The organism is Paenibacillus sp. Root444D2, from assembly GCF_001426375.1.
Taxonomy (GTDB): domain Bacteria; phylum Bacillota; class Bacilli; order Paenibacillales; family NBRC-103111; genus Paenibacillus_E.
This window is the reverse complement of record NZ_LMEO01000019.1, coordinates 46534-73063: the sequence shown is the minus strand read 5'-3', so window position 1 is coordinate 73063 and position 26530 is coordinate 46534. Positions and strand designations below refer to the sequence as shown.

Sequence of the window (26530 nt, the reverse complement as noted above, 5' to 3'; positions counted from 1 at the left end):
TTACATAAGATTCAACGCCGATTTTAAACGTTTTTTGTACAGACACAGATGTGTTTGTTAGGAAGATGTTAACCGGAAGAACATCAATCTCGGATTGTGTTTGATCGCCACTTACACCATTTTTGTAAATTGTGTTCAGTGTTAATTCAAGCAAGCCTGTATCTTCGTTTCTTTTCAACGATTCATTTCTTCCACTTACGTATGCTGTATATTCGCTACCGTTTAGGCTAGCATTTTCACCGTATTGGTTTTCTGCTTTAACTTTTACAGTTACTTTAGCAGACTTCGCGATTTTTTCGCTTGCATTTACAAAGCTAAGTTTGGAAACTTTTTCGTTTTCTGCTGTGAATGTAGCAGTTGTTTTATCAACGCCAGCTGCATCTAAACCAGAAAGTGTTGCTGTATAGCTGCCTTCGCTTACTTTCACATCAGTTAAAGTTAGTACAGCGGATTTTTTATCATCTGCAAATTTGACAGTAGTTGCGATGTTAGCCGTTCCTTTTGTCAACGCTACTGTTGCTTTAGCTGTATCCACGGGTTTATTGAAGCTTACCGTTACTTGTTGTACGCCTGTTGCTTTCGCGCCAGTTACAGATACTTTACCAGCCGGTACATACTGTTGTTTCGCTTCGTATGCGCCGCTAACAAGAAGATCGCGAGTTGCGTTTGTCATACCGCCGAATTTACCGTCAGTGCCATTGGAAAGAAGTTTCAATTCAAGTGCCAAAGCTACATAACCTTGTGCCCAGCCAGAAACCGTTGTGTCTGTACCTGTTTTGCCTTTAGCTGCTTCATCTTGACCAAGAACACGAACCAAGAAAGTAGCAAGTTGTTCTTTTGTTACTTTACCAGCCGGGTTGTATTGTCCTTCAGCATAACCGTCTGTTACGCCAGCTGTTTTCAATGCTTCGATGTAAGGAAGTGCATAACCATTTGCTGCATCGGTTACACTAACGTCAGTGAATGTCGATGTTTTCAAGTCTTTGTTTACTTCAAGACCCATGATCAATGCCGCTACTTTCGCAAATTGTGCACGGTTCATTTCGTCTTTCAGACCGAAAGTTGTTTCTGTCACGCCGTCAAAAATACCAGCAGTGATCATCGCATCGAATTTCACTTTTGTTGCTGCATCTAGGTCTTTCAAGTCTGTGAAGTCAGCAGATGTTTTACCAAATGCGACGGATGAGAACATGGAAAGAGCCATAGCAGATGTAAGAACTACGGATAGTGTTTTCTTCATAAAGGTTTGTTTCCTCCTAATATTATGAAAGTTTTTTTGTTATAAAAACTTATAACCAACGTGGCGACTAATGAATCATGACATGACTCTATGTAGCTTCGCGTCTATCACCTTGGCTACATGAGTTAGTATACGTGACTGTATGCATAATTTCATTGATAAGTATTTTCCAATTATTCGATCTACTAGTAAAGAACCTATCACCTCTTGCACACATTTTGCCTACTTGATAAACTTACATTTTAATTGTGAAGTAAATAAGTAGAGAAGCTGAACACTAGCTAAAAATTTGCTTAAAATAACCTGAGCGGTTTTTTTAATTCCCATCGCCACAGTAAAAACAAAAGACTGCATCCGAAAAATCGGATACAGTCTTTATTTTTGCTTCCTTTTATTTAGGAAGTTTCTTTTGTTGCTTCATTACACGAATGGCAACCTCTGATGCCTCAGCACGAGTAAAGTTTTCCGTTGGGTCGAAACGTTGTGTTAGTTTCTTCTGTCCTTGTAGAAGTACATTATCTATACCTTCAATTAAACCAGCCTTATTTACAGCCTCTATAGATGGAACAGCGTAAACATCAACAGCATTTGCATCTGTGAAAATCTTTTGAAGTGCAGTTAATGATTTTTGTTGATCAGAAGTTAATTTAAGCTCCGCTGCCCTTGCAATGATTACCGCTGCATCTTGTCGCGTAATTGGGCTTCTAGGTAAGAACGTTCCATTGGCATTACCACGAATGATGCCCGCTCTAGCTGCCGCTTCAATAGATAAGAAGTTAGTAAGACCCGTTGGATCTGTATAACCTCTTTGAACGTCCAAGAAGGTAGCAGAAGTGTTATTATAAGCACTTTGTTGTGTATCTTGGTTCAAAAGTGGTATGTCGAAAATTTTGACCAACATTGTGACAAACTCACCACGACTAATGGCATCGTTTGGCATAAATTGATAAGGCGTCTTAGGAGACATAATTCCTTTTGAATACAAGGTATCCAAATCATCTCTCGCCCACGGGTGGTTCGTGACATCATTGAAGCTGTCGTCCATATACATGACCTGGAAATATCCAAAAGAATCAATTGGAACGGTAATCGTATTGTTCTTGGCATCAACTACTCCGCCAATATTTTTCCAGCTTGGTAATGCAGGACCCTGACCAGTTGGATTATCGAAATATCCAAATTGAAATACGGAAACATACTTTCCAGCATCACTTCTGATATTTGCGTCATAGCTGAGCGTTAGTGTACCTCGTTTGGTTGGTACCACGATGTCATTATAATTACGTACATAGAAAGCTATCTGATTAGGATCTGTTGTATTAGGCAGAATTCCGCTGCCCAAGTATGCCTCTTGTAGCCCAGGAGTTGTCGTATTGGATGTTGGAGGAATGATTCCTGCGTCAATCCAATATTTCTTGCTTGCTGTTCTGAAATGGGATGGCGTCGTTAAATAATTAACCCCTAGTAGTGATTCATTGGGTTTATCAATTCTGCCATCATCATTATTCGCAATTCCAAATAATACTTGACGGTCTGTAGTTATATATTGCGTTGTACTTGTTCTATCATTACGCATTAATTTGGTGTCTTTAGGAAAATTCAGTTGAATTTGACCATTGAATACTTTCGTATTGCTAGAAGCAAGTGGCGTCTTGTATTGCTCGCCTTCAATATCTGTGCTGGTATTAAACAAAATAATGCTTGCATTGATTTTCGCTGTACCGCGACTCACAGTAAATTTAATTGTGTTAGCTCCAGCTTTAAGATTCTTCACTTCATACATGTACTTTTTATTAATTTTGTCGTAGATTGCCTCATCTTTACCGAAAGTGATGGAATCCGCATTATCAGCTTGAAGTTGAATCATATAGAAGTTCTGATTAATGTTAGCTTGGTCAACATCTTTATTATTCTTAATAATTTGGTTTGGTCGCGGGCTAATAAAAGCGTATGGCACAGGTTCGCGTATGATCGTGACTAGTTTGTTAGCAGTTGAACCTGAAGAAGCGTTCGCCGCTACTAATTCAAATACATAAGTACCATATTCAGACAATGAAATTGCTGAAGGATTTGGAACGGTTGGCGTACTTGCGGGTGTGTTAAAATCCTGCAAAGGTACATTTGTCAATGTTGGATTTAAGACGATTTGACCACCAACAGGTATGGTTGTATTCGAGTAAGCCGCAGGCGCTTTGCGTAAGTAAAGTGCTGTACCTGGCGTTACACCAACTGCAGAGTTTACAATTTCCCCTTGAAATTGAACCGTTGTTGCCCTTGTGGCATAAGTATCTGGCTGCGAAGTCGCAGTGAATTGCGGATTCAGAGGATCAGCTTCAACTGGTTTCAAATAGTTGATTACTGGTACGTTACTAGATAGTACAAAGATATCAACGCTAGATGTTGTAATCAGTTGTCCGTTAATTTTCAGCTGAACTTTGAACGTATACTTGCCATCCCCTTTGAAAATAGGGTTTAGTTCCGTACTCGTCAAGGTAAATGAGCCGTTATTTCCAGCTGTAGGTGTATTAGCAGCTATTGGTTTAACAACTGTGCCATTCACTGTGTAAATTTCCGTTCCGTAATCCGCAGTTGGTACGTTTACTAGGCGTCCTGTGATGCATGGACCAGTAATAGCACCGCATGTAAGTTTGCTTGCGCTATCGACGACCATTCCTGTAAATAGATTATTAATAATGACATATGGCGCGCCAGAAATATTCAAACTATATTGTTTGGTTCCAGCAGCGGATGGAACTCCACTAATATAAGGAATAACCTGGAAAACAACTGGTCCATCCGGAATACCTTGTAAATTAATAGAGTAATCCTTCATTTGAACACCATTGACATCATATATAGCATTTCCGTTAGCATCAACAGCAGCCGTACTTGTTGTAAAACCTGGAATTGGACTTACTGGATAAGGTGCTCCATTTAAATTAATTTGAACCCCAGTCGTATTATTGCTCGTGTAAACCTCTAATTTTGCAGGAAACTCCGATATTTGTGTTGTACCAGATGGGCTAACACCTGCTTCGTACGAAGTCCCACCTGAAGCAGAAGACCTCTTTACGTTAACATGGTCTACATAAGGCTGATTAGGATTGACGTACGAGTACGTATACTGTGAAGTCGTTTTAAGCCCATTACTATCTGTAAATTCAAAGTTTACTTGCTGTATGGTACTGCTTGTATTCACAGGCAACTGCCCATTAAAATCGTACACCATATAATCTGATGTAGTAAGAGTTGCGTTTTTCGTTAAACTGGCAGATGGTACACCTCCTGTATTCAATTGAGAAGGAGCTGTAGGAGGTGTATAGAGAGGTGTGTTCAACGTATTCGTAAAATCAAAATGCAACTTTGTGCTAGCCATACCGGTCGTGTATACATCTACATAAACAAACCTTGTGACGGTAGCATTAGTGCTGATTAAAGGATTCTTGATGTTAGCCTTCAATGCAACGTCTTGAATTGGTGTTGCTGCATCTTTAATGATTGGGTTATCCACCAGCTTTTTGGATGGAGCTGTGCCGTTAAGATCAATTAAAGCATTATAAGCAAATGCTTTACCATTATCATAAATAAAAGATCTATTCGAAGTATAATAGTTAGTTAAGTTATTAGCTGCGAATATAATTTTGTTGTCGCCAGGGTTGAACGCAATGTCTGTTGCTCGGCCTGTGTTAGTCACATAAGTAAAATTGCCGTTTTGGAAAGCAGCAGGCTGATAGACGGTTCCACCATAATTAGCCTCAATGGCGTTTGCATTCGTTGATGTACCCGTAATAGAAATCCCTGTATATGGAGGCCCCTTTGGATAAATACCTCCATCCAAGAAATCTACACCGTTGAATTGAAGGTTAGATATATTAGTCACCGGCGTATAGTAAGCATACGCAGGCTGGGATGCAATATTGCCTGTAGTACCGAACTTTACAGTAATAATATTCTTACCTGGCGAGAGCTGAACATTTTGGAATGCTACCTCGCTGCTGTTGGACGCACTCTTAACTGCTTTGTTTGTTTTCACGGTAGTGGTTTGATTGGTATTGGCATTAAATATCTCGTAATACATATTCGTAATTTGATCATCTGCAATCCCATTAATTAAAGCATCTACTTCAATTGGATTGACCGTAAATTTATTTACTAAAGAATCATCATACGGTGTTAATGGATTGTTTGGATTTGGTGAATAAAGATTCGAGATACTGATTATTGCTGCCGCGCTGGCACTAAGTGGCGGCAATAAGGCTAGCAACATAGCGACCATAAGGCTTATGCTAAGCCATTTCTTTCTCCTAAGCTTCGTTTTCAAAACTAGTTCCTCCTTATGTAATCTAAATGTTGTTATTTTCTCCATGGTATATGTATTAACTTCATTTTACTTGCTAGATTTCGACAATCCCTCCCATATTCTTCTATCATTCCTCATGATTAGACGCGGCAAATAGCCAAAAGTTCTTGTACTTTACTTATCGGTCGAAACAAAGGAAATGTTTAGAGAAAGAAGAAAATTCATAAAATGCAAAAAAAATCCAACCCGAAGGTTGGATTCCGATTTTATAGCTTACTTGCCCATACGGTCGCTCTGAACTTGCTTGCCTACAAGCCTTTGAAGAAAGTTCAGCACCGGTTTACGGCTTTTACTGATGATACCAATAGCTTCTGCTCCGACTAACATAACCAGGAAGAGAGCCACGATGATCATGATAAGACCCCAAGTGGAATCTTGGGAGATAAAGACTGAACAGATCACCGCGCTGCCGCCGAAGATGGAGGCAATTCCGTAGATGATCAGTACGCTTGTACGATGACTGAATCCAAGCTGCAGCAAACAGTGGTGCAGATGGCTTTTGTCCGGTGCAGAGATCGGTAATTTATTGACGTAGCGACGCATGATCGCAAAGAAGGTATCGGATAAGGGCACACCTAGAATCATAATAGGAATTAATAATGATACAACGGCTGCTTGCTTAAAGCCAAGAATCGATAGTGTTGCCAGGGCAAAGCCTAGGAACAAGGCGCCAGAGTCGCCCATAAAGATTTTGGCTGGATGAAAGTTATAGAACATGAAACCTATGATACTACCAAGTAAAATGACACAAAGTAGAATAACGGTAACATTGCCCATCATCAGAGCAAGAATTAGAATCGTAGTGGTAGCAATACCCGATACGCCTGCTGACAAGCCATCTAGGCCGTCAATCAAGTTAATCGCATTGGAAACACCGACGATCCATAATATCGTAATCGGAATACTTAACCAGCCAATTGGCAGGTTGGTGGTTCCGAAAGGAATGTTAACGAGGTCGATCTTAAGACCAAAGGAAACAACGATGCAAGCGGCAATCAATTGCCCGAGCAGCTTCCATTTGGGAGATAGTTGAAAACGATCATCCAAGGCACCCGTGACGACAATCACAAAGCCTCCGATTAGCAACCCAAATGCGGCATTGGAGTTAACGGCATCAAGTGCTGGAGAGACGACGAAATAAGCTCCGACGAATGCAAGGAATATCGCTAATCCTCCGAGACGCGGCATTATTCGGGTATGTACCTTACGATGGTTAGGGGCATCAACGGCTCCAACCCAGAAGGCAAATTTTTTGACTAGGGGTGTCAGCAGCAGCGCCATTAAGCAAGCAGCGATAAACCCAATCGCATATAATCCATACATGTCTTCTTCACAGCTCCTCTTGTCTTGGGTGGCAGGTAATCCGCCGAAATGAATTATACTCCCATTTGCTCACAAATACCACTGCTAAATTCATCTGAAATGACCGTTTTCAGCCAATTTTCATAAATATTCTCATGGTTTGGTGACTTTCTCTTTGTCCCGCATCACTTTCAATGCGAATTGAGGGAGTAAAAGCATTCGTTTGTAACGCCAAGGCTCCTGCATCAGGCGATAAAACCACTCAAGACGTAGTTTTTGAAATAAAATGGGTGCTCGTTTTAGCTTGCCCGAAAGAACATCAAAACTTCCCCCAACACCCATCATGACAGGGACACCGATTTGTTGTTTGTATTTCCCAATCCAAGGCTCTTGATTAGCAGCAGATCTTCCTACGAGAAGAATATCCGGAGCTGCATCCACGATTTCTTGAATCACTTCAGCATCCTGATCGTCTTTAAAATATCCATCTCGTACGCCAACCAGCTTTATCCCCGGGTACGCCGTACGAAGCTTTTCAGCTGCAGCCTGGATAACCTCATTGGAAGCGCCAAGTAAGTATACTTTCCAGCTTTTCGACTCTCCAACTTTCATCAGCTCATGAATCAAATCATAGCCGGGAACCCGCTCTACAACAGGCTCACCTACATATTTCGCTGCCCAGACGACACCTGTACCATCAGGAACGATGAGTTCAGCGCGCTGCATCATGCTCAAATAAGCAGGATCATCTTGTGCTGCCATGACCATAATGGGATTGGCTGTAATGACCTGATGGGGTTGTCTTTGTTCAATAACGTTCGTAAGGTAAGCTACGGTTTGGTCCATACCCATTTTGGAGATGGGCACTCCGTAGATGCGAACTTTGGGTATAGCATTCGCAGATGCGACCTTAGATTGGATCGTTGTTGATGTTGAACTCATAGATATCTCTTCCTTTAAATGACGTTGGTAATCGGATTTTGGTTGCTTTTTTTCATTATTTCTTATTTGTTAGTCTTTGTTTGTAAAAAGAAATGATGCGCTGCGCAGGAAGCTGAGCCTGCGCTTTGAGCTCTTCGATGGCGGCGCGGCTGGACGCCGCCCAAGCCTCTCGGCCGGCCAGCAGGCGCTGCGCCTCGGCCGCAAAGGCATCCGCATCGAAGCGAGCTGTCGATGCGGCGGCTTTCATGCCAAGCCTATGGAGGAACTGGTCGATCTTCGGATCGTACGAGATGCCTACCATAGGCACGAACTGCGAGGCTGCATAAATCAAAGAATGCAGCCTCATCCCGATCAGCAGGTCGCATTCCGCGACCTGCGCGAGCATATCCTGCGGATGGGTGATGCCTCGCACCTTCTCCACCCGGGACCCGTGATCGCCCAGACGGTCGATCACAAACTGCGACGCCACCTCGTCCGAGGGGAGGTGGAAGGGCAAGAACCGCAGCCGCACATCCGGATTAGCGGCTAGCAACAAGACCAGGGACCGCGAGAGAGCTTCCAGCTCCGAGCGGTCCTCATTCCAGAAGCGGACGGACACGCCAACCGTCCGCACTAAACCATCCGGCTCGAGGTCCGACGAGCCGCCACCAAAACCGGTCCCGCGCAGCGGCAGCCCCATGACCGGGTCAGGCACTACCGTGATGCGCTCCCGCGGGAGCCGCATCTTCCCCAGCAGCTCCGCGGACTCCGTGTCGCGGACTGACACATACGCGCAGCGCTGGAATACGCTGCGGATCCAGCCATAAAACATAGGGCGGCTAACCGGCCCGATGCCTTGCGAGTAAATAAACGTAGGCTTGTCCAGCCACTGCGCAATTTTCAAAACGGCCAAATAATACGGGATTGTTTTCGAGCTTGTAGCATCCTGTAATAAGCTGCCACCGCCGCTAATCAAACCATCGGCTTCGCGTAAAGCACGAATCAGCGGACCAGGCTTCATTCGATGATAGGCCTTCACCCCGTACATCGCTGACGTTTTCTCGGGATTAGCAGATAGGACGATAGGCTCTATCTGTACACCTGCCTCTCGACCTTGCTCCTGCAAAGCAAACAATATCGATTGCAGCACAGCTTCATCGCCGCTATTATCGAAGCCATAGTAGCCGGATAGCGCTATTTTGACTGTGGCACCCATCGTTTCCAACTCCTTGTAATTATTTCCCAAGCTGCAATCAGAATGAGGCCAATCAAAGCGCCAAACACAAGACCGTAGGTTATACGGATCAGGGATATATGAAGCGGCGTATGCAAGTGCGCGAATGTATCTACAATTGAAAGCTGTCCAATTACACCGATGAAAATCAAATAGACAGCATGTCTATAACGAACTGACAAATATGCGCCTAGCAGAAATAATGGATGTGCGAACAAAAATTCTTTGGTTCGAGGGCGCACGCCCAGTGTATTTTCCAAGAAGGAGCGGAATAATTTCTCCAAGGTAGAAGCCTGTCCTTCATTTCCTGTACGTGATAGGTAATAATAAACGGCTGCTAGAGCTATACCAGCGACTACAATCCATAGCACACTAATAAAGGAAGCAAGGATACCTCGAATATTCGAAATCTTATCTCTGTACGTGTTATTTTCGCTAAAGAATAGTAAATACACACCTGCGATAGCAATAGGGAGCAAATGCAGTACGCCAACGCCGCGGAACTGCTGCAGCACGAGTAAATACGTAACGTGATTGAGAAGTGCCACTTCGTAAACGACACCAATCAGTGAAATCGCAGATGTTTTGATTAGTGTCCATAAGGCGTAAGCAAGACCTGATTTCCATTTCGCTGCGGCTCCTGAACGAACGGAACGAATGGCCAGCATGATCGCTATGCTCGGTGCACTAATGGCTGCACTTAAGGCAAGGCCTTGCGCGTATAGATTAGCCGAAAGGGTATGTAATGCAATAAGCCCAAGCATACCTAAGACGAAGAGGAGCAGCACGGCTTCCGGTACGAAGAAGGATACCATCAGCACGATTAAACTAACGCCGCCAAGCAGCATGAAGATGCGGGCGATTTTCTGCCATCCTGTCGTTTTTACATCAAATGGCTCTGCTGATCCAAGCGTAAACCCGACTTCTTGGATGCGAGGAATAGCGCCGTCTTTTCCTTGCAAACTTTCATAGTAAGCAGCTAACGGATCAACTAACTTCCCTTTATCCAAGCTTTTTACTGGCCTTGCATTCAAGAAAACCATGCGGATATTGCGGTCTTTCACAGCAAGGACTAAACGATCTGCAACACCTTGAATACGATCCTGCAGTTCCGATTTTTTGAGCGGCTCTGTTAACTTTTCTCCGTCTTTCTCTGTGAACGAATGCAATCGAACGACGTTATAATTCGTTTGCTTCGATAACGTACTAAACCCTTTTTGCGGCTCTTTTAATAACTCAATGGCTGCTAGACCAATGCCGTTCTTATTAAGAAGATCTGCCATTTTATTCAGGTTAATTTCTGTATTTTCTTCTGTGTAACCCGGAACTTCATTGCCATCGACAATGATGCGCTTCACACCGATATCATGGAGCTGTTTCAGCAAACGATCCATTTCATTGGTTACAAAGGGTCTACGATTCGATAGACGAACCACGATTTGAAACCCTTGATCTTTAAGCATTTGTAATGTCATCGGGTCTGGGTCCATACCCTTGATCGATGCATCGTCCATGCTCATTTGGATGATGAGTCCGTTTCTATTTTTGAAACTCCACGGCTTCGTGCCAACCTTCAGATCCGCGAACGTTTTCTGAATTAAAGGCTCCAGCTTCTGCTGTGTGGCATTATCTGCGAACAGCACGTAGGTAAAATTTTCATTAGGATCACCCAAGGTTTGGGTAAGTGCGGCAGCGTCTCGAGAGCTAAATACCTCGATGCGTCGGCTTTCTTCAAGCTCCGCTAGTGTACTCTCGTACACGGCCATTGAGCTAATGCCCGCTGCTTTCATATTCTTCAGCTGCTCAGCGACAAAAGTCTTCGGATTCGTCTGAAGATCCGAAATATCCAGCAAATCACGATAATCGAAAACAAACTCGACTTGATTGACCGAAGTTTCCGTTTGGTGACGCGTGTAGGCTAGCGGCAGGGAGACTACCAATCCAATAATGACGAGCCACCATAGGATATTTTTGAAAGGTTTATTCCATGTTTGATACCATTGTGCCAAGTTGTCCACTCCTTAGAGCTTTCCAATAGAAAGCTTTCTTCGTAAAGCATGTACTTACATTCGAAAACCCCTTCAGGTCCTACCTCGGTAATAGGCCAAATGAATGCGGATTTAATTTCCATCTATTCATTAGACGACCTATCCCTGACTTAGGTTCTGAAGAGGTTCAGTTTTCCTATTTCATTATCCGTCTACACGGTTAAGCACATATTGAATGATGCCATCTAGCTGCTGTTCGGCCGCTGGACCTGTAGATCCTTGTACCGCAAAATAAAACTTAATTTTCGGTTCCGTTCCAGAAGGACGCAAGCAGAACCATGAACCATCCTCTAGCTTAAATTTCAGCACATTTTCACGAGGAAGGCCATTTATGCCCTCTGCGTAATCTTCCACTTGGCTTACACGAGTGCCACTGATCTCCGTCGGCGGATTCGTTCTCCAAGCTTCCATGATGCGCCCGATTTGTTCCACGCCGTCTTTCCCTTTCAGCGTCCTTGATTCAAGCTTTTCCAAAAAGTAGCCAAAGGATTCGTACAGTTCCTGAAGGACTTCATATAAAGTCTTGCCTTGCTTCTTATAATAGGCTGCCGCTTCAGCAATTAGCATCGCTGCAATAACTGCATCCTTATCTCGGGCATAATCCCCAGCCAAGTAGCCGTAGCTTTCTTCGTATCCGAACAAGAACGTATATTCACCATTTTGTTCAAACTGGGACATTTTCTCCCCGATATATTTAAAGCCGGTTAACGTATTTAATGTAGGAATCCCATAATGATTGGCGATGACTGCGCCCATTTCACTTGTAACGATCGTTTTGACGACGACGCCGTTCGCAGGCAGTGTTCCACGCTCTTTCAAGCTTGATAATAAATAATTGACAATGATAGCACCAGACTGATTACCTGACAAAACGACATACTCGCCGTTCGGATCCTTCACAACAGCACCCATGCGATCAGCATCAGGGTCGGTTCCGATGATGATATCGGCATCCCAATCCTTCGCTTGTGCAATGGCGAGTGTAAAAGCTTCCCGCTCCTCCGGATTCGGAGACTTAACCGTCGAGAACTGTGCATCCGGCAGCTCTTGCTCAGCTACAACACGGACTTGTCCGAAGCCAACTGCTTTCAGCACTTCGCGTACCGGCACATTACCCGCTCCATGCAAAGGAGTGAAGATAATGCGGAAATCGCCTTCGATCTGCTTAATCACATCTGGATTCTGGCTAATCGCCGTTACGGCCTGGATGTACGCTTGATCGACCTCTTCCCCTAGCCAAGAAAGCAGCCCTTGCGCTTCCGCTTCTTGCTGGGTTATTTTCTTGACCTTATCGAAGGAATCAATGCTTTGTACTTGCGCAATGACTTGCTCCGCAAACTCAGGAACGAGTTGTCCCCCGTCTGCTCCATATACTTTATATCCATTATATTCTGGTGGGTTGTGACTTGCTGTAACGACAACCCCTGCGGACGCACCTAAGTATCTTACAGCAAAGGAAAGCTGTGGTGTCGCGTGCAGTGTTTTAAAGAGATAAGCCTTAATTCCATTCCCTGCGAATACAAGAGCAGATTCTAAAGCGAACTCGGGCGACATATGACGTGAATCATAAGCTAGAACAATGGAGGGACTTGTAGCGCCTGTCCCATTCACATATTGTGCCAGGCCTTGGCTTGCGCGTCCAACGGTATACACGTTGATTCGATTCGTTCCAGCGCCAATCACGCCGCGAAGTCCTCCTGTGCCAAATTCAAGATCTTTATAAAAGCGATCCTCAATTTCTCTTTCATCTTCCCGAATAGCACGCAGTTCTTTCTTCGTTTCGGCATCCACTGCTGGATCCTCTAACCATAATTGATACTCTGTTTGTACACGCGTCATAGTAGTCAGGTTCATCTCCTTTTTATCTATGGGTTATTTATTAGCAAGGGCGAACATAAGCTCGCCTTCGACTACCACTTTGTCGCCTACCTTAGCCACAGCTTGGCCTTTGACAATGGTTCCTTTTACACGTGTAATTGTCATTTCTAAAGTTAGTGTATCGCCAGGTACGACCTGTTGGCGCCAACGAATGCCATCTGCGCCTGCAAATAAACCAATTTTACCTTTGTATTCAGGCATCGACAGAACAGCCACAGCACCTACTTGTGCCAAAGCTTCCACAATCAGCACACCGGGCATAACCGGATAGCCAGGAAAGTGTCCTGCGAAGAACGGTTCATTGATCGTAACATTCTTTATACCTACAGCTCTAACACCTTCTTCGACCTCCAAAATACGGTCAACAAGCAGGAAGGGAGGGCGATGAGGAATGATCTCTTGAATCTGATTAATATCTAGCATAGCGGTTTAAAAACTCCTTTCAAAATGCTTGTATAAAATACAAGGTAATCACTTACAATAGGGATGTCCCTTCATTAACTGCAGAAGTGAAGGTTCATATAGGGGAGCTTATGTACAGGGCTGTGTTACAGTCTTATACATAGGCTCTTTTTTACGTAGTATACATTATTTCAATTTGGCTCCTCGATTTAATACAAGGAACTGAATAATATAAATGAAGGAAGTTAAGAATGAGACCCCAATTACAAACCATAAATAGGTAATGGCGAAGTTTAAATGAAAAACGATGAAGAGGATAGCAAAATAGTACAGAACCGTCGTTAACTTTCCCATCACATTGGCTGGAACTGTTAACTTGCCCCTGAAGTGAAAGAAAGCAGAGCCCATAATCATACCTAAATCACGAATGAACATCGCCGCAGCTGCTTGCCAAGGAATCAATCCCGAGATGAGCAGGGATAAGATTACCGCAATCATCATGCTCTTATCAGCGAGTGGGTCCAGCATGACACCAACAGGTGTGATAAGCCCGCGAGTTCTTGCGATATAGCCATCTAGGATATCCGTAAGTCCGGCTGCCAGTAAAATAAAAAAAGAAACTTGGATATGGCCATTAAAAAAAATCACGAGGTACACAGGGATTAGAACAAACCTGCTTATGGTGAGCATGTTCGGTATATTCAAAGTACCCCTCCTGCGCGTTAGTATCCGATTTCTGGTACATTTAACCTTCATTCATTATACCGCTGCTTAGACAAAAATAAAACTCCCATGCGGGAGTTAGAGTTAATTCGCAAATACCAGATCGTATAAATGCCGCCAAGTGCTCATATGAAAGATTTCTCCCGCTGGCTGATGACCAAGCTTGGTGTAACCTACCCATAGGCCAATAAAAACAGCCAACACACATAGCACAGGAATACGAATGATTTTGAAAATAAGCCATGTCATATGGAGCCATTTCGGCCTTGGTTTCTTCTTTGGTGGAGCAGGCTTGTCTGACATCGAGCCCTATCCCTCCCTTTCTAAGATCAGGCGCGCAAATTATTAGCGATATTCATCATCTGATCCGAAGATGTAATAGCTCGGGAATTGAGTTGAAGCGCTCTTTGCACGATAACCAGATCTGTCATTTCATCCGAGAGCGTCACGTTGGATTGCTCCAGAAAGCCCTGCATAAGGCTAACACGGTTAGCCGGGTTATCTACCAAGGGGTTCACATCTAGTAAGATATTCGCCTTCTCAGCAGCCGTTATGCCATTAGGTATCGCATAAAGGTTATCTCCAACGTCTTGGAGCAGCTGTGGACGTACAACGCGAACTAGCTTGATCTGTCCCAAATTAATGGGTGCTGCACTTGGGTCCTGCTCATTGTATCCTTTGATCGTACCGTTCGATTCAACGACAGGTCGAAAACCAGCCGGCACACGAATCGGATTGCCATCAACACCAGTGATGAAATGACCTTCTTTGGTCGTAAGCACGGTTCCGCCAGTTGCATCCGGACTCAAACTGAAAGCACCATTACGAGTCCAAGCAGGCTGGAACACGGGGTTGCCGTTCTCATCTGCCTTACTAACGGATACTTCAAATAATCCATCACCTTGAATGGCAAAATCCGTCACATTCCCCGTGGGTTGAATAGGCCCTTGGGACAAATTCGTCTGGATTTGCACCAGCTTCGAGCCCCACCCTTGGTTAAAACCAAGTGGCGAGAACCTGCCTTGCTGACGGAATCCTTCTGGCTGCGACTTGACGTTAGTCAGAACGTCCTCGAAGGAGGCTTCCTTCTTCTTAAAACCGTTCGTATTCACATTCGCAATGTTATTGGAGAGAATATCCAGCTTTTGCTGTAAGCTATGCATGGATACCGATGAGTTAATCATGGAATTGTTCATGGTCCTGCCCCTTCGCCAGCTAGATTAGACGCGCCCAACTTCATTCGCGGCTTTTTCCATACTTTTATCATAAGATTGGATGACTTTTTGGTTTGCTTCATAAGCGCGTAGCGCTGACATCATATCGACCATCGATTGCGCGGAGTCAACATTAGAGCGTTCTATGAAGCCTTGACGAACCTCTACTTGGTCACCTGCAGCAACCTGCGTTACAGTCGCTTCATCGCCTGGATTAATGCGCAGAAGGCCGTTACCTTCACGCAGCAATAGATTTGGATTCTCTGCACGCGAGAGCATCAATCCTACGGGTTGGCCAGTCGGCCCCAAAAGTGGAAGGCCATTCGCATCAAGGAACTCACCCTTGTCTGTCACCTTGAAGGAATGAATCGGCTGACCCGCTCCATCAATTAACAGCAGGGGTTGTCCATCTCGGCCTAGCACTTGATTCCCGTTGGCATTAACTAGCTGGCCTGCAGTGTCAACGGTGAACTTCCCGTTTAAGGAGTACCGCTGCTCACCATCAGCATTCAACACCGTAAACAGTGCCTGTGGCTGAAACGTGCGTTCTCCATCCGCATTCACGAACTTGCCTGAAGCGTCAAAGTTCATACCAGGCACTTGTATTTTCGAAACAAGAGCAAAATCAAAAGGGTTTTGCGTTTCCTGCAAATCACCCTGTGCATGAATAGAGATACTCTCCTCGGAGAATACACCTAGACTCATCTTCCCAAGGGGAGCTGTCGAGGCACCTTGTCCACCGCGAATCGTCGATATCAGCATCTCCGGGAACGATCGAGACAAAGCATTGCCTTGTTTAAAGCCTGGGGAATTTATGTTGGCAATATTATTCGTAATGGTGTCGTGTCTGCGCTGTTCGGAGATCATGCCTGCCGCCGCGGTATACAGTCCTCTTAACATCTCTTCACCTCTTAGGTAGTATGGCTAATTAAAATTTACGTTTGGTAACCTTATCTAGGTTATCGAGCATAATGCCTGTTCCTTTAACGACACAGGACATTGGATCTTCCGCAATTAATACAGGTACTTTCAGTTCGTCCGCTAGCAGTTGATCGAGCCCATGCAGCAAAGCTCCGCCACCTGTCAAAATAACACCACGGTCAATAATATCTGCGGATAGCTCTGGAGGTGTTCGCTCCAACACACTCTTCGCCGCAGTCACGATGGAGGAAACTGGATCCCACAGCGCTTCCTGAACTTCACTGGAGTGAATCGTGATCGTAAGTGGTAAACCGGATACCATATCTCTACCGCGAATATCCATCTCTTGATCTCTACCGTGTGGATATACCGTTCCGATTTTCAGCTTAATATCTTCGCTCGTCCGTTCACCAATCAGCAGCTTGTACTTATTTTTGATATATTTCGTGATCGCAATATCGAATTTGTCGCCTGCAATCTTAATGGAGGAGGAGGTGACGATGTCACCCATGGATAAAACAGCCACATCCGTCGTCCCTCCGCCGATATCTACAACCATATTGCCGCTAGGCTGGAAGATGTCCATACCGGCACCAATTGCCGCTGCCTTCGGTTCTTCTTCCATGAATACCTCTCGGGCACCGCTGCGCTCAGCTGCTTCGCGTATCGCCTTCTGCTCAACCGAGGTGATGTTGGTAGGGGCGCAGATCAGTATTCTCGGATGAGAATACCAATTCTTGCCCCCTACTTTCGCGATAAAATGCTTCAACATCATTTCCGTAATATCAAAGTCCGCAATAACGCCATCTTTCAATGGACGAATCGCGATAATGTTGCCTGGAGTTCTACCCACCATGCGGAAAGCTTCTTCTCCTACAGCCAGCACGCGTTTCGTATCGCTTTCAATCGCTACTACGGAAGGCTCATCGAGCACAACACCGCGTCCTTTTACATGAATGAGCACATTCGCCGTGCCGAGATCTATTCCAATATCCTTGCTTAACATTTCTAGTTAATCCTCCCTAAACCTACCGTCCATCCCGTGAAGAATCGGCGCTCTTGTATATAGTTCTAATTATAAGCTAAATTCGATATAAATGCATTAATTCCTCTTTTTGCGTGAAATTTCGACACGGGAAGTATGAAGGAAACCTATCGGGATGAAAGGTACTTTTAGGACTTGACCGTGACCAGGTTCTCGGAAAGCTTCGGATTTCGGGTTTTTCGATACTTAATTTTCGTCGCTTCTCCTCCCCTAAGGTGCCTGATGGATTTGTGATACTCCAGAATGTGCTTCACCTGATTGGCCAGGTCCGGGTTGATTTCCGGTAGTCTTTCCGTCAAATCCTTGTGCACCGTGCTTTTGGAAACGCCGAATTCCTTAGCAATGGTGCGAACCGTATTCTTGGTCTCGACGATACAGGTACCAATCTTAATGGTTCGCTCTTTGATGTAATCGTGCACTCCCCTCGCCTCCCTACTCGAGATAGTTTGGTAAAGTATATGAGGGGCATGACTAGATATTCTACGTAGCCAAGCCTGACAAGCCCATTTCCCATATTTATTTTCAAAATAATCAAGAATAATCGATTCTGGCGTCCTTCGGACAAGCATTTTTAGTAAAAGTGAAGCGAAGTTAAAATAAAAACTACTCCTTCATATCCATGCAAAAAAGCAGCAGGATGTACCCGCTGCCCTTATTTTATGTAGGCGGTAGCCTATACGTGGAAATTGATTACTGCTTAGCGTTTAAAAGCGTTTCTGGATTAACCGCTGCATTATCACTAACTTGGCGGACTTCAAAGTGCAGATGCACGCCGTCCTCTTTCTCGAACTCGTTGCGTCCTGCTTTCGCGATGATATCGCCTTTTTTCACTTCAGCGCCTTTGGCTACTTTCACCTCGGACAAACTTTGGTAAACACTGATCAAGCCATTGCTGTGCGTAATTTCAACAAGATTGCCAACAACCGGATTCTGTTCTACCGCAGTCACCTTGCCACTCAGAGCAGCTAATACTTCGAAGGCTGCGCCATCCTTGGCTTTCAAGTCGATAGCGGTATGCGGCGTCAATTGATCGTTATATTGGATCATTGCCGTCTGCTTCACTTCATTCGTTGCATTCGTGTCATAGAAGGGGATGGAGACATCGACCAGTGTTCTGTCTTTAACAGGCCACTGTATCGTTTCGGTTTGCGCGTTGACCGCGACCGCCCCGTCCGGTGCTTTGGTAGTATCTGTCGCTTTGTCGCTGCTGCTAACCTTAATGCCCAGATCTGCTTCGCTGACTGTCTTCTTCCCGGCGTCCTGGTACACCCACATTAAGGTTAAGATAATTGCTGCTGCTGCCATATACGTTGCTGGGAATACCCACTTCTTAGCAAGCAACCTCTTCCATGTGGATGTCGTACTTTGCGCTCCTTGTGCAGTTTTAGGAGCTTCTTCTTTTTGAAAACCTTTGTTTTGATCATTCATGGTTATCACCTCATCAACCATTCTTGACACATTTAAAGGTTTTATACTTGAAGAAAGATATTTTTATAGAAACGTTAAAGGATTACGATTTTTGGATAAAAGGTGTCGCTTTTTCGATAGAGATGCCTGTGTAATAGTAGGTTACGATCTGCTCCGCGGTTTTACCTTCCATCGCCATACCATTGGCGCCCCATTGACTTAGGCCAACACCGTGGCCATATCCGTAGGTAGTAAACGTGATTTTGGAGCCTGTCCATTTCCACGTAAATTGAGAGGATGCTAGTCCTAGCTTCTCTCGTACTTCGCGACCTGAGAATATTTTACCACCAATCGTTATGGTTTTAATCCGATGGCCGGTCGACCACGCTAGTACTTTCATATTTTTGGCGCTTGTACCTGTTGTTGCAATACTCGTAACGCCTAGCTTCTGAAGCATACTCTTGTAACTGAGATCAATGGTTTCCTGATAGCGAGAAGACAACTTTATATCCCAGGGGCTTGGCACACTGCGCAGATAGGGACTCTTGAACGGCCAGTAATCTTCCGAGTTTTCGGTGTATCCATTACTTGTTGAGAAAAAGGTGGCATTGATTGGTTTATGCTCATAAGTGAGGATTAGATCTTTGGTTTCATTCACCGCTCTATCGATTTTGGCCATATTCGTCTCGTAACGCTTGTCCCATCTGTCTCTTAGCTCTTGATCCGTGATATAAGCTTGATGCGCAGTTGTGTCTGTCACAAGTGCATCGTTAACCGGCATATTGCTGTAATCCTTCTCTAGCACTCTACGCACGACATAAGTTCTAGCTGCCATAGCCTGCGCTTTGAGCGCCTCCAGTTCGAATTCGACCGGCATTTCGGCGGCTAGCACACCTTTCACATACTGTTCCAGCGGTACCGTCTCAATCGTCGCTTTCTTGGTCAGATACACGGGAATCATTAGGCCTTGTTCGGTGATTGTTTCCTTGAGCAGTCCGTCATTCGCAATTTGGATGGGAGGTTGCCCCCCGCCATCCGGAATCTTCTTAACTAGCAATCCTGGAACGATAATAGTCACACAGAGCATGGAAGATAAGCAAACAGCCATCCAAAGGATGACCCCTTTGCCCAGCACGCGTTTCTTCTTGAACATCATCTAAGCAGCCTCCATAAGCGCGTTTACTAGCACGTAGTTGATATGACTTAGCTTATGAGAGGGATTGCTAGAATAGAACAATGGACTATCTTGTAAAATGCGTGAGATTGCGGATGCTAGAGCTTACGGGGAGCTTCAACTGTTGCTAATACTTATAGAATGCTGGTATGCAGTGTTTTACATCGAGGTATAAATCGAAATCCATTGTTGTACAAACTGCAATTTTAACTTGCAAAATAGCCTTTTGGCGTGTGAATTGTTGTAGAGAGTACAACATTGGTAACCACTATATCCCATCTACCTTCATGAAGCTGCTTTAAGACTCTTGAATCGTAATTTTCTAAAAGCAAAAAGAACCATCGGAGTAATCCCCCAATGGTTCTTCAAAACACAATCCTAAGCAAGCGTCGGCTGGATGTTGAAAAAACCCAACTCCGCAACTTCTTGCTCTACTTCTTGCGGCACCGATCTATGAATATCGGCACCTAACTCACGCAGTACGTCAGTAATATCGACATAACCGCGATCAATATGGTGAACTCCTGTGATCTCGGTTTCGCCTTCTGCAGCTAGCGCCGCTAGAATAAGAGCCGCCCCTGCCCGCAGGTCTGTTGCGCATACCTTCGCACCCTGCAGCTTGGCATTGCCGCTCACGATAGCTGTACGGCCATCGACTTTGATATGAGCGTTCATGTTCGAGAACTCCTCGACATGCATGAACCGATTCTCGAACACGGTCTCGGTCACGAGGCTCGTGCCGTCCGCCACCATCAGCAGCGCCATCATTTGCGACTGCATATCGGTTGGGAAGCCCGGATACGGCAGCGTCTTCACATCAACCGCACGAAGCGGCCCCGAAGCGCAGACACGAATACCGTTCTCATCTTCTTCGATGATAACGCCCATTTCTTGCATTTTAGAAATAACAGGTCGGAGATGGTCACCAATAGCGCCCTCCATATACAGTTCACTACCAGTAATAGCTGCGGCAATCATATATGTACCCGCTTCTACGCGATCCGGAATAACCGTATGTACTACCCCACGAAGTTTCTCTACGCCTTCTATGCGAATAACACCTGTTCCTGCCCCGCGAATTGTCGCGCCCATGGCATTCAAGTAATTCGCCAAATCGACAATTTCCGGCTCTTTAGCAGCATTCTCAATGATGGTTGTGCCCTCAGCGAGCGTTGCAGCCATCATGATGTTCTCGGTTGCGCCTACACTGGCTACATCGAGATAAATTTTGGCACCCTTCAGGCGCCCCTTCACTTTAGCTTCGATATACCCTTGACCCAGTTCAATATCGGCACCCATCGCTTCAAAGCCTTTGAGATGCTGATCAATTGGCCTTGTGCCAATCGCACAGCCGCCTGGAAGCGAAATTCTTGCTTGACCAAGCCTTGCTAACAAAGGACCCATCACGAGGAAAGAGGCTCTCATTTTACGGACTAGATCATAAGATGCTTCACATGTGTTAATGTTATGAGCACGAACACGAATAACCTGACGGTCATATTCCACTTCAATACCTAAGCTTTGCAATACTTTATTAATGACTAGTACATCGTCAAGGGGAGGCGCATCATGGATGACGCTTTCACCTTCCGAACCCAGAATGGAAGCTGCAATAATCGGTAGAACCGCATTCTTTGCTCCGTTGATTTTCACATTGCCAGCTAACTTTCGGCCACCGCGGACGATAATTTTGCTCATCATGGTCCCTCCGCGCACTTATTTTAAATTACAAGGTTTTGCACATTTCTTAAGTTTATCATTTCAACCCATACAGTTACAACTGTGTTCTTTTGGCATTCCAACAACCCTACATAGAGTTCGGATAAGGTTTCGTTTTTCATTCCGTTCTATTATCCATTGTTGACAACAAACTTGCGCATTATTCGAAAAATGTGATTAAAACATCTTACCGAAGCCCATAGAAAGGCCTAAATACTGAATAAAAAAACTTGCGACCAAGTGTCCGAGAGCAATAGAAAGCAAAATTTGCAGCATAATCGCTTGAGCAGCTTTAGGCCTTTTGAGCAGGACATCGAAGCGGAACGCTTGCAGCGCCCACCACGATAAGCCAATACACATGATGTAGACAGCAATATCCACCATATTCATCATCGAAGCATATTTCGCCGCTTCACTCCATTTGTCTGTATCTGCCATAAGTCACTCCTCTTCGGTTTTACCGATTGATTACTTTAGCCAGCAGTGTTACGAATTCAGCTCGTGTTGCTTGCTCATCAGGCCGGAAGGTGCCGTCCGAATAGCCGCTAATCCAACCATCCGCCGACATTTGTTTCAGGATCCCGACACCCCAATACGTATCATTCACATCGCTAAAAGGGGAGTTACCCCGGCGTTTCCCCGTCATATTCATGCTGCGGGCAAGCATCTGTGTCATCTCCATACGTGTAAGTGTACGGTCAGGCCCGAATGTTCCATCCGGGTAACCGTCCACAATATTCGCTTGAACCGCTTTAGCTACGTAATCGTAAGCCCAATGCGAAGCATCCATATCGCTGAAACGCAGTTCCTGACGCTTAGACAGCTTCAAAGCTCGCGTCAATACCGTTGCTGCCTCCGCACGTGTAATGGGCTGATTTGGAGCAAAACGGTAGTTTCCGTAACCGCTAATCACACCTTGCTCCGTAAGCTGGCTAATAGCATTTTGTGCCCAGTGTCCATCAATATCGACAAAACCGCTCACCAGCGCGTAACTGCCTACTTTTAATCGGTACATTTGACTCATAAACCATTGGTTGGCTTGGAGCTTGATATAATAGGTGCCTGCAGGCAGGGTTTTCTCAATAAAAAACTGATCATTACCATAATCATTTCGATAAAAGCCTTGTTCCTTCAAAGAACTATCATATAACGTTGCATATAAAATGCGTGATGTCGGTATGTTCGTTAAACGCACTTGGGCTAGACCATCCTTGCTCATGCGGAATTCGAACCAATCAACATCCTCATTTTTGTTAAATACACCCTCATACACGGAATTCATCGCAGCAAAAGTAGCTTGATACGATTTATCATTCGGCTCATTCGGATCGATCAGCTTTGGCGTGTATTCAATTTCTAACGTATACTCACCCGTAATCGGTTCTGAGTAATCCTTCATATTGCTGACACGAATGTAATACTGACCCGGGAGCAAATCCATTTGGGAGCTGACCTCAATGCCTCCATCTCCGGCTTGGTCGATCGTAATTGACTTCTCCCCTTCCTTCTGAAAAAGGATCATCGGATCAATGCGTCCTGTATCTACGGATAGCCTAATTCGCATTGTACCTGAGTCTTTTAGGGATATTGCAAACCAATCCAGATCTCCTTTTTGATGAAAAGTACCTCGGATAGATTGACTTCGATCAGGTAAAACGAATGCTTTATACTGCTTATCATTATCCTCAAATGGATCCTTATAAATAGCAAAATCCGTTCGCATCGAGTAATTTAACGCCGTCTTGCGGGAACGATCCACCGTCTGCAGCTGCACATACGTACGCCCTTTGGTCACAGGGACCATGAAAGGCTGACTTCCGTCCGTGGTACTACTCGCGATAAACGTTTCTCCGGAATCAAAACGCACCCGGACACCCGAGCTATCTGGGCTATTCAGCCATAATTTAATAAACCCATCATAAGCCGCATCAATAGCGTACCAATCTTGATCTTGGGCTGAGCTAAGTACAGCTTTAACAGCCGTATGAACCGGCAATATAGCAGCCTGATTCATATTTTCGTTAGGTTCAAAGTAATCCTCACTGTAAGGCTTCGTCAGTGCCATATCCGCTCTTAACAAGCCATAGCCCGTTTTGGAATCCCATCCCCCTGACGCCAAGTCTTCAGCCGTCTGCTCGAGCTGCGCACGAACTTGATACACGTTCATACTCGGGTATTTTCCCCATACCAAAGCCGCAGCTGCAGCAACCTGCGGTGCAGACATGGAGCTTCCATCTTGGTACTGATAGCCGCCACCTAGTGCTGTTGTGTATACATCCCAGGGCGCCACAAGATCTAGCTCCGGCCCAAAATTCGAACGAGGGTCAGCAAGCTTTTCCGAGTTAACGCCTCCTACTGCTAGAACAGTTGGATATGCCGCAGGGTATTTCACACTCGTGCTTTCATTGCCAACAGCGGCAACGAGCAGTACATTACGATCCTCTGCATACTTCACAATGCCATCCAAATAATCGGAATATTTGTTCAGCCCTAGGGAAAGCACTACGATCTTCGCGCCGTGATCCACTGCGTACTTGATGCCTTCGCCAAGCTTGGCTTCGCCGCCTGTACCATCGGCCTCCAACGCTTTAATTGGCATAATCTTGGCATTAGGAGCTATGCCTGCAATCCCTTTATCGTTATTGAACGTGGCCGCAATAATACCTGCCACATTCGTTCCATGTCCATTATCATCTTGAGGCTTTTTCGATGGTTGAAGCAGGTTCACACCATCTACCAAATTACCTACTAAATCAGGATGTACAAGATCAACGCCCGTATCGACAACCGCTACTACAATGGGGGTCCGGGAATCTCCTGCTGCAGCCCATGCTTGATCAATGTGGATCATATCCAGATAGGTTTGTTTCACCCTCATAGGATCCGTCGACACCGGGTAGGCTGCTTCTACTTTAGTCATCATCCCTGTAAGTTCCACAACAAGCATCATCAGTACGATGAGCCAAAGGTGTCGAGTACATTTCATGTAATCACAGGTCCTTTTTTCTGTATGATCTTTTTCCTTCTCTATCTATACCACATTACCCGTCTTCTCGATACCTATAACGGTTTTTCGTCGCAAAAAGTTCAGAACTTGAGCAAAAATATTTTTGCTAGTATGTATGGGATGGCGGTCAAACATTCTCCTATACATTGTACATCGAAATGACAAGCCGTGAAGTCCTTGGAATAATTTGGTGTAAAGGCGATAAAACCATAACGAACAATAAGCGCGAAAACCGCGCTTTCAGCGAGAGTTCGGTGAGCTGATGCTCGTCAATAGTGTCTGAGAGGTCGGAAATCGACTTCTCAGATGACCGTCCCGCGCGTCCGTACTGTGAAAGGTCAGATAACGCACTTAAATTTCCTATACAAACAAACAAAAAAGCCTTCCCCCACTTCTTAAGCAGGGAAAGGCTTATTTATACATTTACATAATCAGAAAATCCTTCGTCAAGGTGAAAATGGCTTCGATGCCTTTCAGCACAAGGTGTGGGACAACGCCCAATGCCACGCTTATGAGGGCACATGACCAAACCGTTATCCCTAACGGAATCGACACCTTAATCTCGGCAGGCTCGTAATCGCTGCGCATAAACATTTGGCGTACGATGCCGAAATAGTAGTAAAAGGATACCACACTGGTAGCGATCATCAGTCCCCCTAGCCAATAGTGCTGGGTCTGCATCGTTCCCAGGATGATGTAGAGCTTCCCGAAAAACCCGCCAGATAAAGGAATGCCGGCCAATGAAAGCACGATGAGCACCATGGCTACGGCTGTTATTGGGGCCCTGTAATAGAGACCAGCGAAACCCTTCGCTTCGGTATGGCCTTCTGCCTGCTCAATAATCATCAGCACAGCGAACGCTCCGATGTTCATAAACAAGTACGCGATCAGATAGAATATAAATTCAGAGAAGTTCGCGTAGTGAGTACTGGAAAAGTAAGTTCCGATCGGAACGAGTAGGTAACCTGCATTGGCAATTCCTGAGTAAGCCAAAAGCCTTTTCATATTCGTTTGCTTCAGAGCAATGAAATTACCGGTTACCATTGCAATTGCAGCCATTACCGATATGGCAAGAAACACATCCGTTTGAAAGCTGCTGTTTTCAAAGCTGCTAAATCCGAACAACACGTAGAATACGCGGAATAGGATAGCGAAGCCAGCGCCCTTGGACACAACAGCCAAAAATGCTGTCACTGGCGTCGGTGCGCCTTGGTATACATCCGGAGCCCAGCTGTGGAACGGGGCAGCGGCGATTTTGAAGCCGAAGCCTGCCAACAGCATGAAGAATGCTACATAAAGCAGCGGTTCGTAAGCAGTTACGAGCGATGGAAGAGCAGCACCAATTTGCGACAAATTGCTGGAACCGACCATTCCGTATAGGAAAGACATGCCATACAAGATGATCGCAGATGAAATACCGCCCATGACCAAATACTTGAAGGCACCCTCGTTAGATTTGTTATCTTTCTTCTTCATTGCCACAAGCAAGTAAGAAGTAATACTCAGCAGCTCCAACCCAACATACAGCGTGATAAGGTCACCCGAGGATGACATAATCATGGCTCCGAGCGCGGCGGGCAGATAGAAGTAGTAATACTCCCCGACATGTGGAATGGCCTCTTCTTTGATGAAGCCTAAGCTCATCAAAACAACGAAGCCTGTACCTGCTAATGTGAACAATTTGAGTAGATTCGAGAAGTCATCCACTCTGTAGCTATTATTGAGCAGCCCAATGGCCTCATCTGGATTCAACTGCAGAACAACGAATATCGCAGAAATAGCAATGCCAACCAACGTCAGCCATCCAATTATCAAGCGACTAAGCCTGTTAGGAAGGACCAAATCCAAGAGAGATAGGATGATCGCGGTGGCAACCAGCGAAAGCTCAGGGAGCAGATGCACTAAATCAGCGACATGGAGTCTTATCTGTTCCAC

The 26530-nt window shown here is 45.1% G+C and carries 20 protein-coding genes; all 20 read right to left on the bottom strand.

Annotated features, from left to right (window positions below):
- On the bottom strand, positions 1-1240 hold a 1240-nt coding region (locus tag ASD40_RS13345; RefSeq protein ID WP_162251242.1), incomplete at its 3' end, for an S-layer homology domain-containing protein.
- A gap of 391 nt (positions 1241-1631) precedes the next feature.
- Entirely contained in the window at positions 1632-5561 is a 3930-nt protein-coding gene (locus tag ASD40_RS13340; RefSeq protein ID WP_057303755.1) for an S-layer homology domain-containing protein, read from the bottom strand.
- Between the two features lie 252 nt (positions 5562-5813).
- Positions 5814-6923, bottom strand: a complete 1110-nt coding sequence (locus tag ASD40_RS13335; protein WP_057303754.1) for a glycosyltransferase family 4 protein — start codon at positions 6921-6923, stop codon at positions 5814-5816.
- 132 nt (positions 6924-7055) lie between these two features.
- A complete protein-coding gene (locus tag ASD40_RS13330) occupies positions 7056-7844 on the bottom strand; it encodes a WecB/TagA/CpsF family glycosyltransferase (protein WP_057303753.1) in 789 nt (262 codons plus the stop codon).
- A 55-nt stretch (positions 7845-7899) separates the two neighbouring features.
- Positions 7900-9039, bottom strand: a complete 1140-nt coding sequence (gene csaB, locus ASD40_RS13325; RefSeq protein ID WP_057303752.1) for a polysaccharide pyruvyl transferase CsaB — start codon at positions 9037-9039, stop codon at positions 7900-7902.
- The gene (locus ASD40_RS13320; RefSeq protein ID WP_057303751.1) at positions 9018-11066 is read right to left on the bottom strand and encodes a DUF5693 family protein; all 2049 of its coding nucleotides are present in this window, start codon (positions 11064-11066) and stop codon (positions 9018-9020) included. Before ASD40_RS13320 ends, csaB begins: the two co-directional genes overlap by 22 nt.
- Before the next feature lie 183 nt (positions 11067-11249).
- Positions 11250-12953: a phospho-sugar mutase gene (locus ASD40_RS13315; RefSeq protein WP_442952667.1), complete on the bottom strand. Its 1704-nt coding sequence runs from the start codon at positions 12951-12953 to the stop codon at positions 11250-11252.
- 24 nt (positions 12954-12977) lie between these two features.
- Positions 12978-13406: a 3-hydroxyacyl-ACP dehydratase FabZ gene (gene fabZ, locus ASD40_RS13310; protein WP_029195635.1), complete on the bottom strand. Its 429-nt coding sequence runs from the start codon at positions 13404-13406 to the stop codon at positions 12978-12980.
- A gap of 165 nt (positions 13407-13571) precedes the next feature.
- Positions 13572-14090 carry a CDP-alcohol phosphatidyltransferase family protein gene (locus tag ASD40_RS13305; RefSeq protein ID WP_057303749.1) on the bottom strand — a complete coding sequence of 173 codons (519 nt, stop codon included), beginning with the start codon at positions 14088-14090 and terminating at the stop codon, positions 13572-13574.
- Positions 14091-14192: 102 nt separating this feature from the next.
- Positions 14193-14411 carry a DNA-directed RNA polymerase subunit beta gene (locus tag ASD40_RS13300; protein ID WP_057303748.1) on the bottom strand — a complete coding sequence of 73 codons (219 nt, stop codon included), beginning with the start codon at positions 14409-14411 and terminating at the stop codon, positions 14193-14195.
- A 26-nt stretch (positions 14412-14437) separates the two neighbouring features.
- Entirely contained in the window at positions 14438-15304 is an 867-nt protein-coding gene (locus ASD40_RS13295) for a flagellar hook-basal body protein (RefSeq protein WP_057303747.1), read from the bottom strand.
- 24 nt (positions 15305-15328) lie between these two features.
- Positions 15329-16222, bottom strand: a complete 894-nt coding sequence (locus tag ASD40_RS13290; RefSeq protein ID WP_057303746.1) for a flagellar hook-basal body protein — start codon at positions 16220-16222, stop codon at positions 15329-15331.
- 28 nt (positions 16223-16250) lie between these two features.
- Positions 16251-17249 (bottom strand): rod shape-determining protein, encoded by a 999-nt coding sequence (locus tag ASD40_RS13285; protein WP_029195639.1) that lies wholly within the window; start codon positions 17247-17249, stop codon positions 16251-16253.
- 167 nt (positions 17250-17416) lie between these two features.
- Positions 17417-17707 (bottom strand): sporulation transcriptional regulator SpoIIID, encoded by a 291-nt coding sequence (gene spoIIID / locus ASD40_RS13280; protein WP_047682268.1) that lies wholly within the window; start codon positions 17705-17707, stop codon positions 17417-17419.
- 271 nt (positions 17708-17978) lie between these two features.
- A complete protein-coding gene (locus tag ASD40_RS13275) occupies positions 17979-18716 on the bottom strand; it encodes a M23 family metallopeptidase (RefSeq protein WP_057303745.1) in 738 nt (245 codons plus the stop codon).
- Between the two features lie 82 nt (positions 18717-18798).
- Positions 18799-19851, bottom strand: a complete 1053-nt coding sequence (spoIID, locus tag ASD40_RS13270; protein ID WP_057303744.1) for a stage II sporulation protein D — start codon at positions 19849-19851, stop codon at positions 18799-18801.
- A 396-nt stretch (positions 19852-20247) separates the two neighbouring features.
- Complete coding sequence (murA, locus tag ASD40_RS13265; RefSeq protein WP_057303743.1) at positions 20248-21567, bottom strand: UDP-N-acetylglucosamine 1-carboxyvinyltransferase; 1320 nt, start codon at positions 21565-21567, stop codon at positions 20248-20250.
- Between the two features lie 198 nt (positions 21568-21765).
- A complete protein-coding gene (locus ASD40_RS13260) occupies positions 21766-22026 on the bottom strand; it encodes a DUF1146 family protein (RefSeq protein ID WP_235549248.1) in 261 nt (86 codons plus the stop codon).
- A 19-nt stretch (positions 22027-22045) separates the two neighbouring features.
- On the bottom strand, positions 22046-24574 hold the full coding sequence (locus tag ASD40_RS13255) for a S8 family peptidase (protein ID WP_057303742.1): 2529 nt from the start codon (positions 24572-24574) through the stop codon (positions 22046-22048).
- A 444-nt stretch (positions 24575-25018) separates the two neighbouring features.
- A complete protein-coding gene (locus ASD40_RS13250) occupies positions 25019-26530 on the bottom strand; it encodes an NADH-quinone oxidoreductase subunit N (RefSeq protein ID WP_057303741.1) in 1512 nt (503 codons plus the stop codon).